Here is a 12856-nt window from a genome sequence, read left to right on the forward strand (position 1 = left end):
GCCGGTGACGGCGCAGATTCAAGCCTAAACTCAAACGTAACGAGTCATTGCAATACAGCCGGGGCCGCAAACAGCCGTACAGTGTGTTGGCGCATTGGGTTGTGTACAATGTGCGCTGTTTTTAGGTGATACTTGCCAGCGACCCGTAGTTGCCGTATTACCTTGAATTTGCCGTATTACCGTTAATTCGCCGCCGTTCTCCCTACCCGAGTGCCCATGAACGAACAGTTGCAACCTCTCAAGAAACAACCGCGAGCCGGCAAGACCGGTCGCAGCGGAACCCAGGACGATATCGTCTACGCGCATATCTTCGAGGCGATCCTCGAACAACGCCTGGCACCCGGAACCAAATTGAGTGAAGAGGCACTGGGCGAGATCTTTGGCGTTAGCCGCACCATCATTCGCCGCGCACTGTCGCGCCTGGCCCATGAAGGCGTGGTACTGCTGCGGCCCAATCGCGGCGCAGTGGTTGCCAGCCCCAGTGTGGAAGAAGCGCGCCAGGTGTTCATGGCCCGGCGTCTGGTGGAGCGAGCGATCACGGAGTTGGCGGTGCAGCACGCTACCGCTGAGCAATTGGCCGAGTTGCGCCAGATGGTCAATGACGAGCGCGACAGTTTCTCCCGCGGTGATCGCGGTGCCGGTATCCGTCTTTCGGGCGAGTTCCACCTGAAACTGGCCGAAGCGGCCAAGAACGCGCCGTTGATCAGCTTCCAGCGCAGCCTGGTGTCCCAGACCTCATTGATCATCGCCCAGTACGAAAGCGGCAACCGCTCGCACTGTTCCTACGATGAGCACACCCAGTTGATCGACGCGATCGAAGCCCGCGATGCGGTGCTGGCGGTGAACTTGATGATGCATCATATGGATCATATCGACAGCAAGCTCAACCTCGATGAAGAGAGCGCGTCGGATGATTTGCATGCGGTGTTTTCGCACCTTCTACAGACTAAAAAACCTGGGCGCACGTCTGTAAAGTTGTAAACCCAATCAAATGTGGGAGCCGGGCTTGTGTGGGAGCTGGCTTGCCTGCGATAGCATCACCGCAGTGTAACTGACATACCGCGGTGCCTGCATCGCGGGCAAGCCCGGCTCCCACACAAGCCCCTCCCACATTGGTTTTGTGGTGTCTCTGAGATCAGCGCTGGTGCACCAGCTGGCCGGCTGCATAGGTTTGCAACACTGCCCGATCATCCCCCAGCGTCATCAGCACAAACAACGTCTCGGCAATGTTATTGGCCTGCTTCAAGCGATAGCTGAGCAGTGGCGTGGCGTTGTAGTCCAGCACCAGGAAGTCCGCATCCGTCCCCGGCTGCAATGTGCCGATCCTGTCTTCCAGACGCAACGCGCGCGCACCGCCCAGGGTCGCCAGATAGAGCGACTTGAACGGGCTCAACCGCGCTCCCTGCAACTGCATGACCTTATAGGCTTCATTCAGTGTTTGCAGGAGCGAGAAGCTGGTGCCGCCGCCCACGTCGGTGCCCAGGCCTACGTTCAATTTGTGTTTCTCGGCCATGGGCAAGTTGAACAACCCACTGCCGAGGAAGAAGTTCGACGTTGGGCAGAACGCCACCGCCGAGCCGGTCTCCGCCAGCCGTGCGCATTCGTCGTCACACAGGTGCACGCCGTGGGCAAACACCGAGCGCTCGCCGAGCAGTTTGTAATGGTCGTACACGTCCAGGTAGCCGTTGCGCTCGGGAAACAGCTCGTTTACCCACTCGACTTCCTGCTTGTTCTCACTGATGTGGGTCTGCATGTACAGATCTGGGTATTCGCCCAGCAATTGCCCGGCCAGCGCCAGTTGCTCAGGCGTGCTGGTGGGGGCGAAGCGTGGCGTAACGGCATAATGCAGGCGGCCTTTGCCGTGCCAGCGTTCGATCAACGCCTTGCTTTCCTGATAGCCGGATTCAGGTGTGTCGGTCAGGTAGTCCGGCGCGTTGCGGTCCATCATCACTTTGCCGGCGATCATGCGCAGGTCGAGTTTCTCGGCCGCTTCAAAAAACGAGTTCACCGATTGCGGGTGTACGCTGCCGAAGACCAGTGCGGTGGTGGTGCCGTTGCGCAGCAACTCCTTGATGAAGATATCCGCGACGTTATCGGCGTGGGCCTTGTCGGCGAACTGGCTTTCACAGGGGAAGGTGTAGGTGTTGAGCCAATCCAGCAATTGCTCGCCGTAGGCGCCGACCATGCCGGTTTGCGGCAGATGGATATGGGTGTCGATCAGGCCGGGGGTGATCAATGCGTCCTGGTAGTGCGTGATGTCGATGTCGGCGGGCAGCGTCGGCAGCAGGTCGCTGGCGTGGCCGAGCGCACTGATCTGGCCGTTATCGATCACCAGCAGGCCGTCTTCGAAATACTCGTAGGAGGCGTCGATGCCAACGATGGCAGGGTCGTCGATGCTGTGCAGGATGGCGGCGCGGTAGGCTTTGCGAGTCAAAGGCATGGTTATCTCAATTGATAGCTTGGCTGCGGCGCGAAGCCGGCAGCAGTTTGGCAATGGGTTCGGCGCCGGCAGTGTGCTGGCCGAAATTGGCGTTATAGGTGGCGATGATTTCGCCGGCGATGGAGATGGCGATCTCTACCGGCAACTTGCCCTTCACCTCGGTGAGGCCCATGGGGCAGCGCATGCGTTGCAACCGTGCGGTGTCGAAGCCGCGGTCACGCAGGCGGTGTTCGAATTTGACGCGTTTGGTTTTCGAGCCGATCAGGCCGAAGTAGGCGAAGTCATTGCGCTTGAGCAGGGCGGCGGTGAGTTCCAGGTCCAGCGCGTGATTGTGGGTCATGACGATGCAGTAACTGCCCGCGGGCAGGTCGGCAATTTCATCGACCGGTTCTTCACTGACGATTTTACGCACGCCTTGCGGGATGTGCTCCGGAAACTCCTGCTCACGGGAATCGATCCAGCGTACGCGGCAGGGCAAGCTTGCCAGTAACGGCACCAGCGCACGCCCGACATGGCCGGCGCCAAACACCGCGATCTGCGCCTGCACCTGGCCCATGGGTTCGAACAGCAATACCGCCACGCCACCGCAGCACTGGCCCAGGCTCGCGCCGAGGCTGAAGCGCTCCAGATGAGTAGTTTGCTGGCCGCGCACGAGCATGTCGCGAGCGAGCTGCATTGCCTTGTATTCCAGGTGCCCGCCGCCGATGGTGTCGAAGGTGCGCGCGGCGCTGATCACCATCTTGGAACCGGCATTACGTGGCGTGGAGCCCAGCTCTTCGATGATGGTCACCAGTACGCAGGGTTCGCCCTGGTTTTGCAGGGTGGCGAGGGCGCTGATCCAGTTGTCCATGTCTACCTCAACATTTCTGCTGTTAGTTCGGCCGCTATCGCAGGCAAGCCAGCTCCCACATTTGATCGGGTTAGCACCTCAAAATGTGGGAGCCGGGCTTGCCCGCGATGGCAGCGCCTGGGTCTAGAGCGAAGCCAATTCAGTGTCAGCCTCGACAGCCTTCGCCGCCCGCAATTGCCGCATCTGCTCACACCCCCACAACACCCGCTCGGGCGTGGCCGGCGCATCGATCTTTGGTTGCTGGCGATAGTCAGCCAAACTCGCCACCGCATCTTTGATCGCGCACCACGAAGCAATCCCGAGCATGAACGGCGGCTCACCCACGGCCTTGGAATGGAATACTGTGTCCTCCGGGTTCTTGCGGTTCTCCACCAGTTTCACCCGCAGGTCCAGCGGCATGTCCGCCACCGCCGGGATCTTGTAGCTGGCCGGGCCGTTAGTCATAAGCTTGCCTTTGTTGTTCCACACCAGTTCTTCCATGGTCAGCCAACCCATGCCCTGGATAAAGCCGCCTTCGACCTGGCCGATGTCGATGGCCGGGTTCAACGAAGCGCCCACATCGTGGAGGATGTCGGTGCGCAGCATCTTGTATTCGCCGGTCAGGGTGTCGACGATCACTTCGCAACACGCGGCGCCGAACGCGTAGTAGTAGAACGGTCGTCCGCGCGACTGGCTGCGGTCGTAAAAGATTTTCGGGGTCTTGTAGAAACCGGTGCTCGACAGCGAGACCTGGCCGAAATACGCCTGCTGGATCAACGCTTCGAACGTCAGGATCTGCTCGCGTACACGCACATGGCCGTTGCGGAACTCTACGTCCGCTTCACTGACGTCGTACTTGCGCGCAGCGAACTCCACCAGGCGCTGCTTGATGGTCTCGGCGGCATTCTGTGCCGCCTTGCCGTTCAGGTCGGCACCGCTGGAAGCCGCAGTGGGCGAGGTGTTGGGCACCTTGTCGGTGTTGGTGGCGGTGATCTGCACGCGGTCGATGTCCACCTGGAACACTTCCGCCACTACTTGCGCGACCTTGGTATTCAGGCCCTGGCCCATCTCGGTGCCACCGTGGTTCAGGTGGATGCTGCCGTCTGTGTAGATATGAATCAGCGCGCCGGCCTGATTCAGGAAGCTTGCGGTGAAAGAAATGCCGAATTTCACCGGGGTCAGCGCCAGGCCCTTTTTCAGGATCGGGCTGTGGGCGTTATACAGGCGGATCGCTTCGCGGCGTTCGGCATATTGGCTGCTGGCTTCGAGTTCGGCGGTCATCTCTTCGAGCATGTTGTGCTCGACGGTCTGGTAGTAGTGGGTGACGTTGCGCTCGGTCTTGCCGTAGTAGTTGGCCTTGCGTACCGCCAGTGGGTCTTGGCCTAAATGGCGGGCGATGGCGTCCATCACTTCCTCGATGGCGACCATGCCTTGGGGGCCGCCGAAGCCGCGATAGGCGGTGTTGGAGGCCGTGTTGGTCTTGCAGCGATGGCCGTTGACCGTCGCATCGCCCAGGTAATACGAATTGTCGGCGTGGAACATGGCGCGGTCGACAATCGAGTTGGACAGGTCTGGCGAACAGCCGCAGTTACCCGCCAGTTCCAGGTTGATCCCGTGCAGGCGACCGTTGTCGTCGAAGCCCACGTCGTACTCGATATAGAACGGGTGACGCTTGCCCGTCATCAGCATGTCCTCAACCCGCGGCAAACGCATCTTGGTCGGCTGGCCGGTCAAGCGTGCTACCACCGCGCACAGGCAGGCGGGGCTGGCGGCCTGGGTTTCCTTGCCGCCGAACCCGCCGCCCATGCGACGCATGTCCACGACAATCTTGTTCATTGACACGTCAAGCACTTCGGCCACCAGCTTCTGCACTTCGGTGGGGTTTTGCGTAGAGCAATAGACGATCATGCCGCCGTCTTCGGTGGGCATTACCGAAGAGATCTGGGTTTCCAGATAGAAGTGTTCCTGGCCGCCGATATGCAGGGTCCCCTGGATACGGTGCTTGGCACTCGCCAGCGCAGACGCCGAATCGCCGCGTTGGTGCGTGTGGCTGTCGAGCACGAAATGCTTGTTGCGAAAGGCCTCGACCACATCCAGCACTGGCTCCAGGTCTTCGTATTCGATCACTGCCGCCATCGCTGCCTTGCGTGCGGTCTCCAGGTCACGGGCCGCCACGGCCAGCACCACCTGGCCGACGAACTGCACAGTGTCGATGGCCAGCAATGGGTCGCCGGGCATCAACGGCCCGATGTCTTTCAGGCCCGGTACATCTTCGTGGGTAATCGCAATGCGCACGCCGTCGAAGGCGTAGCAGGGCGCAGTGTCGATACTGAGAATGCGGGCGTGGGCACGGTCGGACAGGCGCGCATACAGGTGCAACTGGTTGGGAAATTCCAGGCGGTCATCGATGTACTGCGCTTCGCCGCTGACGTGCTTGGCGGCGCTGTCATGCTTGACGCTGCGCCCGACCCCGGAGGTGAGATCCCGGGCAAACAGTTCGGCAAGTTCGGCCTGGGTCTTTACGACGGCGTGATGGTTAGACATAAGCGGTCACCCGAGTCTCGATGTGCGGCGTTTGCAGTTCGATGAAGTATTTGCGCAGCAGGTTCTGCGCGCTGAGCAGGCGATATTCCTTGCTGGCGCGGAAGTCCGACAGCGGGGTGAAGTCCTGTGCCAGGGCGGCGCAGGCTTTCTCGACCGTGGCCGAGTTCCAGATGGCGCCCACCAGCGCGGCCTCGCAACTTTTTGCGCGTTTTGGTGTGGCAGCCATGCCGCCGAAGGCAACGCGCGCCGCGCTGATCACACCGTTGTCGATGTTCAGGTTGAACGCCGCGCACACGGCGGAAATATCATCGTCCAGGCGCTTGGACACCTTATAGGCACGGAACAGTGCGTGGCCTTTGGGCACGATGATCTTCTCGATGAACTCGCTGTCCTGGCGGGCGGTGACACGGTAGTCGATGAAATAGTCTTCCAGCGCCAGCGTGCGGCGGGTGTTGCCTTTGCACAGTACGATCTGGGCGCCGAGCGCAATCAACAGTGGCGGCGAATCCCCAATCGGTGAGGCGTTGCCGATATTGCCGCCCAGGGTGCCCTGGTTGCGGATTTGCAGGGAGGCGAAGCGCTGCAGCAGTTCGCCGAAGTCCGGGTATTCATGGTGTAGCGCGGTGTAGCAATCGGAGAGAACGGTGGCCGCGCCGATCTCCAGGCGGTCGTCGAAATGTTCGATGCGCTTCATGTCTTCAATGTTGCCGACGTAGATCATCACCGGCAGGGTGCGGTGGAACTGGGTCACTTCCAGCGCCAGGTCGGTGCCGCCGGCCAGCAGGCGGGCTTGCGGATAGGCGTCGTAGAGGTCGGCCAGGTCGGCGACGGTCAAGGGCACCAGGCAGCGTTTGTCACCGCTGTTGAGCTCGCCGGTCTGAGTGGGCGCGATGCTTTTAAGGCGGGCGATGGTGTCGGCCTCGCGGCAGTCGAACTGATCCTGAGGCTTGTTGCAGCAGGCTTGTTCGGCGGCGGCCAGGATCGGGCGATAACCTGTGCAGCGGCACAGGTTGCCGGCCAGGGCTTCATGGGCTCTGTGGCTGTCGGGGGCGTCACTGTTTTTTTGCAGGGCAAACAACGACATCACGAAACCCGGGGTGCAAAAGCCGCACTGCGAGCCATGGCACTCAACCATGGCCTGTTGCACGCTGTGCAGTTGGCCCTGGTGCTTGAGATCTTCAACGCTGATCAGTTGTTTGCCGTGCAGCGACGACACGAAAGTCAGGCAGGAGTTGAGGCTGCGGTAACGAATCTGCTCGGTGCCTTGGCCATCGGTATGCAGCTCACCGACCACCACCGTGCACGCACCGCAGTCGCCGCTGGCGCAGCCTTCCTTGGTACCGGATTTGCCCACATGCTCACGCAGATAGTTGAGCACGGTCAGGTTGGGGTCCAGGGCGTGCTCGCTACGGAGTTCCTGGTTGAGTAAAAACTGGATCACGGAAGGCCTCGCAGACTCATTATTGTTGTTAACCGCTTTGCGCCGAATCTAGTCATGTCTGACTTTTCGGTCAATGGTTTTCTGACCTATGGGTCAAGAAAATGCGATCGCAACACTTTCAATTATGGTTCAGTCTTCTGGAACCGGTGTTTTTGGCGGCGTGTGGGCTGTTAACGTTGCTTATTTCATGCCAAATTCGCCACGGTGGGCGTAGCGCCATCAGCGGGCCAATGCGCTACACTGCCGCGCTTGTACCGATAGAAGATTTTGAAGGGAAAACATGACGTTCAAGGCGCCGGACAGTCTCGCCGAGCAAATCGCTCACCACCTCGCCGAACGTATCATTCGCGGCGAACTCAAGCCTGGGGAGCGGATCCAGGAACAGAAGGTCACGCTGGCGCTCAACGTCAGTCGCGGTTCCGTGCGCGAAGCCTTGCTGATCCTCGAACGCCGCCATCTGATCGCGATCCTGCCGCGCCGTGGCGCCCACGTTACCGAGCTCACCGCGCACAAGGTGCAGAGCCTGTGTACGTTGATGGGCGAGATGTACATCCTGCTCGGCAATGCAGTGGCCGAAGGCTGGCAGACCCAGGCCGATATGGCGCCGTTCCTGCAGATCCAGCAACGCCTGCAGCTGAGCTTGGAGCGCGAGGACATCCGCGCCTTCGTCGAAGAAAGCTTCAGCGTGATGCGCGCCGCGTATCCCTTCGCCAACAACCCGTATTTGCAGGAAACCGTTGAAAACCTGCAGCCGGCGATGAACCGCGCTTATTACCTGGCCCTGGATCAGCGCAAGGCGTCCATGAGCGAGTTCCAGGCACTGTTCGAGCAATTGCTCGCCGCGGTGCTCGCCCGTGATCTGGTGCAGATTCGCCTGGTGCTGTCGGCCTACTGCCAGCGCAGTAGCTCGCTGGTCATCGCTGCGTTGGCGGACGCCTAAGCGTGCGGCTCAAGTGCATCAAGTTGGCGGGGTTCAAATCCTTCGTCGACCCGACTACCGTGAACTTCCCCAGCAACATGGCAGCGGTAGTGGGACCCAATGGCTGCGGCAAGTCGAACATCATCGACGCCGTACGCTGGGTGATGGGCGAGAGCTCGGCGAAGAACCTGCGTGGCGAGTCGATGACCGATGTCATCTTCAACGGCTCCACCAGCCGCAAGCCGGTGAGCCAGGCCAGCATCGAACTGGTGTTCGACAACTCCGACGGTACCCTGGTCGGCGAATACGCCGCCTACGCAGAGATCTCCATTCGCCGCAAAGTGACGCGCGACAGCCAGAACAGTTACTTCCTCAACGGCACCAAGTGTCGCCGCCGGGACATCACCGATATTTTCCTCGGCACAGGTTTGGGCCCGCGCAGCTATTCGATCATCGAACAGGGCATGATCTCCAAGCTGATCGAAGCCAAGCCCGAAGACCTGCGCAACTTTATCGAAGAAGCGGCCGGCATCTCCAAGTACAAGGAGCGCCGCCGCGAAACTGAAAACCGCATCCGCCGTACCCATGAAAACCTCGCCCGCCTGACCGACCTGCGCGAAGAGCTGGAGCGCCAGTTGGAGCGTCTGCACCGCCAGGCCCAGGCCGCCGAGAAGTATCAGGAATACAAGGGCGAAGAGCGCCAGCTCAAGGCGCAACTGTCGGCCCTGCGTTGGCAGGCACTGAACGATCAAGTGGGCCAGCGCGAAGCGATCATTGGCACCCAGGAGGTCAGCTTTGAGGCGCTGGTGGCCGAGCAACGCAATGCTGATGCCAGCATCGAACGCTTGCGTGACGGGCACCATGAATTGTCCGAACGCTTCAATCTGGTGCAGGGGCGTTTCTATTCGGTGGGGGGCGATATCGCTCGGGTCGAGCAGAGCATCCAGCACGGCCAGCAGCGTTTGCGCCAGTTGCAGGATGACTTGAAGGAGGCCGAGCGCGCCCGCCTGGAAACCGAGTCGCACCTGGGCCATGACCGCACCTTGCTGCTGACCCTCGGCGAAGAGCTGGACATGCTCACCCCCGAGCAGGAAATCACCAACGCCGCCGCCGAAGAGGCCGCCGCCGCGCTGGAAGAATCCGAAACCACCATGCACGCCTGGCAGGAGCAGTGGGATACCTTCAACCTGCGATCGGCCGAGCCGCGTCGCCAGGCCGAGGTGCAGCAGTCGCGCATTCAGCAACTGGAAACCAGCATGGAGCGCCTGGCCGAACGCCAGCGTCGCCTGCAGGAAGAACGTGTATTGCTCGCCGCCGACCCCGAAGACGCGGCGATCATGGCGCTGAGCGAGCAACTGGCCGAAAGCGAAATGACGCTGGAAGAGTTGGAAGCCAGCGAGGAACAACAGGTGGAACGCCTGGAGCAATTGCGTCAGCAACTGCATACGGCAACCCAGGCGCAGCAGCAGGCCCAGGGCGATCTGCAACGGCTCAATGGGCGCCTGGCATCTCTTGAAGCCTTGCAGCAAGCTGCGCTGGACCCTGGCACCGGCACCGCCGAGTGGCTGCGCGACCAGCATCTGGCTGAGCGCCCGCGCCTGGCCGAAGGCTTGAAGGTAGAAGCCGGTTGGGAGCTGGCGGTGGAAACCGTGCTCGGCGCCGATCTGCAAGCGGTGCTGGTGGACGATTTTGGCGGCTTCGACCTGGCCGGTTTCGCCCAGGGCGATTTGCGTTTGCTCAGCCCGGCGGCCGACGGCACGCGGGTACCGGGCAGCCTGCTGGACAAGGTCGAGGCGGCGATTGATTTGTCGCCATGGCTGGGCCAGGTCAAGCCGGTTGAGTCACTTGAACAGGCCCTGGCCCAGCGCGGTCAACTGAGCGCCGGCGAAAGCCTGATCAGTCGCGACGGTTATTGGATCGGCCGACATTTCCTGCGCGTGCGCCGTGCCAGCGAAGCGGAAAGTGGCGTATTGGCCCGCGGCCAGGAAATCGTCAACCTGATCGCCGAACGCGAAGAGCGCGAAGCCACCCTCGAAAGCCTGGAAAACGAACTGCAAACCCTGCGCGCCACCCAGCGCCAGCAAGAGACCGGCCGCGAACACCTGCGCCGCTTGTTGCAAGACGAAGCGCGCCAGCAAGGCGAATTGAAAGCCCAACTGTCGGCGAGCAAAGCCAAGGTCGAACAACTGACCCTGCGCCGCACCCGCCTTGACGAAGAAGTGGCCGAGATGGGCGAACAGCGCGCCCTTGAACATGAGCAGGTTGGCGAAGCGCGCCTGCAATTGCAGGAAGCCCTCGACAGCATGGCGCTGGATACCGAGCAGCGCGAGTTGCTGCTGGCCCAGCGTGACAGCCTGCGCGAACGCCTCGACCGCGTGCGCCAGGAAGCTCGCCAGCACAAGGATCACGCTCACCAGTTGGCGGTGCGCCTGGGCTCTCTGCGGGCCCAGCATGATTCCACGCGCCAGGCCCTTGAGCGCCTGGAGATGCAGTCCGAACGCCTGACCGAAAAACGTGAGCAACTGAGCCTCAACCTGGAGGAGGGCGAGGCGCCGTTGGAAGAGCTGCGCCTCAAGCTTGAGGAACTGCTCGACAAGCGCATGACCGTCGACGTAGAGCTCAAGACCGCGCAGATCGCCCTGGAAGATGCCGACCGCGAACTGCGTGACGCTGAAAAGCGCCGTACGATGGCCGAGCAGCAATCCCAATTGATCCGCGGCCAACTCGAACAACAGCGCATGGAGTGGCAAGCCCTCACCGTGCGCCGCAAGACCTTGCAGGACCAGTTGCTCGAAGACGGTTATGACCTGCATGGCGTGCTCAACACCCTGACCGCCCAGGCCAACGAGAAGGACGCCGAAGAAGAACTTGAGCGGATTGCCGCGCGCATTCAACGCCTTGGCGCCATCAACCTTGCGGCGATCGATGAGTACCAGCAGCAGTCCGAGCGCAAACGTTATCTGGATGCTCAGGATGCCGATCTGGTCGAAGCCCTGGACACCCTGGAAAACGTGATCCGCAAGATCGACAAGGAAACCCGCAACCGCTTCAAAGATACCTTTGATCAGATTAATGGCGGTTTACAGGCGTTATTCCCAAAAGTTTTCGGTGGTGGCAGTGCCTACTTGGAACTGACGGGCGAAGATCTACTCGATACAGGGGTAACGATCATGGCGCGGCCTCCGGGCAAGAAGAACAGCACCATCCATTTGTTGTCCGGTGGCGAAAAAGCCCTGACCGCATTGGCCCTGGTATTTGCCATCTTCAAGTTGAACCCGGCGCCGTTCTGTATGCTCGACGAAGTTGACGCGCCGCTGGATGACGCTAACGTTGGACGCTACGCTCGGTTGGTCAAAGAGATGTCCCAGACTGTGCAGTTCATCTACATCACCCACAATAAGATCGCCATGGAAATGGCGGATCAGTTGATGGGGGTCACGATGCACGAGCCGGGCTGTTCGCGTTTGGTCGCAGTGGATGTGGAAGAGGCGATGGCAATGGTGGAATCCTGAACCATGCCAGGAGAGAGAATTTACGGTACGTCGTAGGGCGATTTACCGGTTTGGCGAAAGTGGCAAATGGACATATTTGTTCAAGGCATTTTGACAGACGGTGTAAAGTTATCTTTGGTCGTGCTAGTTTAATGTCAATTTTTCGTATGCGTGGGCAAAACGTCAGTCAGAACATAGAGTTGGCGCCACGTTTTAAAGCGGTTTGCACGGTGCTAAACCCCTTATTTTTCAGCATTTTTTATTAGAGGCACGGGATTACATGGAAATCGGTCTGCGCGAGTGGCTGATCGTCATCGGCATCATTGTCATTGCCGGTATTCTTTTCGATGGCTGGCGCCGCATGCGCGGTGGCAAGGGCAAGCTCAAGTTCCGCTTGGACCGAAACCTGTCCAACTTGCCTGACGACGACGGCGCCGCCGAGCTGCTGGGGCCGCCCCGTGTGCTGGATACCCACAAAGAGCCGCAACTGGACGAGCATGATTTGCCGTCAATGAGCGCGCCGTTGCGGGAAGCCCGCGAGCCGTCCTCCAAGCGCGGCAAGCGTGGTGGCGCGGCGGTTGCCGAGCCGCATCAAGGTGACCTGAACCTCGACGTCGATGACGGCCCGAGCTTCAGCAGCCGTGATGACGACTTCCCCGACGAGACTCCGACCAAAAGCGCGCCTCGCCAATCGGTAAACGATCAGCCGGCCGCCGAGGAAGTCCTGGTTATCAGTGTGATCTGCCGCGATGCCGGTGGCTTCAAGGGCCCTGCGCTGTTGCAGAACATCCTTGAGAGCGGCCTGCGCTTTGGCGAGATGGATATTTTCCACCGTCACGAGAGCATGGCCGGTAACGGTGAAGTGCTGTTCTCCATGGCCAATGCGGTCAAACCCGGCACTTTCGACCTGGACGATATCGACCTGTTCAGCACTCCGGCGGTGAGTTTCTTCCTCGGCTTGCCAGGCCCGCGTCACCCCAAGCAAGCGTTTGATGTGATGGTGGCCGCAGCTCGCAAGCTGTCCCAGGAATTGAACGGCGAGCTCAAGGACGACCAGCGCAGCGTCCTGACCGCCCAGACCATCGAGCATTATCGTCAGCGCATCGTCGAGTTCGAGCGTCGTGCCCTGACACAGAAACGCTGAGGTTCGATCATAAGCGTTGTCTGTAGAATCCATGCACTAACATATTGA

8 protein-coding genes are annotated in these 12856 nt (G+C 60.5%); 4 read left to right on the top strand and 4 right to left on the bottom strand.

Annotated features, from left to right (window positions below; genetic code table 11):
- The first annotated feature begins 216 nt into the window (after window positions 1–216).
- On the top strand, window positions 217–981 hold the full coding sequence (locus E4O98_RS07735; RefSeq protein ID WP_005790335.1) for a GntR family transcriptional regulator: 765 nt from the start codon (window positions 217–219) through the stop codon (window positions 979–981).
- A gap of 154 nt (window positions 982–1135) precedes the next feature.
- On the opposite strand, the gene guaD is transcribed toward E4O98_RS07735, so the two are convergent.
- From guaD to xdhA, 4 genes are all read right to left on the bottom strand, one after another.
- On the bottom strand, window positions 1136–2440 hold the full coding sequence (guaD, locus tag E4O98_RS07740) for a guanine deaminase (protein ID WP_032879939.1): 1305 nt from the start codon (window positions 2438–2440) through the stop codon (window positions 1136–1138).
- A gap of 7 nt (window positions 2441–2447) precedes the next feature.
- Window positions 2448–3290 (bottom strand): xanthine dehydrogenase accessory protein XdhC, encoded by an 843-nt coding sequence (gene xdhC / locus E4O98_RS07745; protein WP_103733630.1) that lies wholly within the window; start codon window positions 3288–3290, stop codon window positions 2448–2450.
- A gap of 123 nt (window positions 3291–3413) precedes the next feature.
- A complete protein-coding gene (gene xdhB / locus E4O98_RS07750) occupies window positions 3414–5813 on the bottom strand; it encodes a xanthine dehydrogenase molybdopterin binding subunit (RefSeq protein WP_103733631.1) in 2400 nt (799 codons plus the stop codon).
- A complete protein-coding gene (gene xdhA, locus E4O98_RS07755; RefSeq protein ID WP_032879942.1) occupies window positions 5806–7254 on the bottom strand; it encodes a xanthine dehydrogenase small subunit in 1449 nt (482 codons plus the stop codon). The genes xdhB and xdhA overlap by 8 nt, the downstream gene beginning before the upstream one ends.
- Window positions 7255–7534: 280 nt before the next feature.
- Between xdhA and E4O98_RS07760 the strand changes: the two genes are divergently transcribed.
- The 3 genes from E4O98_RS07760 to zipA all read left to right on the top strand — a co-directional run bounded on the left by E4O98_RS07760 (window position 7535) and on the right by zipA (window position 12808).
- Window positions 7535–8194 carry a GntR family transcriptional regulator gene (locus E4O98_RS07760; RefSeq protein WP_005790326.1) on the top strand — a complete coding sequence of 220 codons (660 nt, stop codon included), beginning with the start codon at window positions 7535–7537 and terminating at the stop codon, window positions 8192–8194.
- Window positions 8195–8196: 2 nt separating this feature from the next.
- A complete protein-coding gene (gene smc / locus E4O98_RS07765; RefSeq protein WP_248091978.1) occupies window positions 8197–11685 on the top strand; it encodes a chromosome segregation protein SMC in 3489 nt (1162 codons plus the stop codon).
- A 259-nt stretch (window positions 11686–11944) separates the two neighbouring features.
- Window positions 11945–12808 (top strand): cell division protein ZipA, encoded by an 864-nt coding sequence (gene zipA, locus E4O98_RS07770; protein WP_005790323.1) that lies wholly within the window; start codon window positions 11945–11947, stop codon window positions 12806–12808.
- Window positions 12809–12856 lie beyond the last annotated feature (48 nt).

Origin of the sequence: Pseudomonas sp. W2Jun17, from assembly GCF_023127795.1 — a bacterium.
GTDB lineage: Bacteria > Pseudomonadota > Gammaproteobacteria > Pseudomonadales > Pseudomonadaceae > Aquipseudomonas > Aquipseudomonas synxantha_A.

What these genes read in the sequence shown, in the direction of transcription:
- xdhB (WP_103733631.1), bottom strand. Translation starts at nt 5,813, where the DNA reads ATGTCTAACCATCACGCCGTCGTAAAGACCCAGGCCGAACTTGCCGAA.
- zipA (WP_005790323.1), top strand. Translation starts at nt 11,945, where the DNA reads ATGGAAATCGGTCTGCGCGAGTGGCTGATCGTCATCGGCATCATTGTC.
- E4O98_RS07760 (WP_005790326.1), top strand. Translation starts at nt 7,535, where the DNA reads ATGACGTTCAAGGCGCCGGACAGTCTCGCCGAGCAAATCGCTCACCAC.
- xdhC (WP_103733630.1), bottom strand. Translation starts at nt 3,290, where the DNA reads ATGGACAACTGGATCAGCGCCCTCGCCACCCTGCAAAACCAGGGCGAA.
- guaD (WP_032879939.1), bottom strand. Translation starts at nt 2,440, where the DNA reads ATGCCTTTGACTCGCAAAGCCTACCGCGCCGCCATCCTGCACAGCATC.
- E4O98_RS07735 (WP_005790335.1), top strand. Translation starts at nt 217, where the DNA reads ATGAACGAACAGTTGCAACCTCTCAAGAAACAACCGCGAGCCGGCAAG.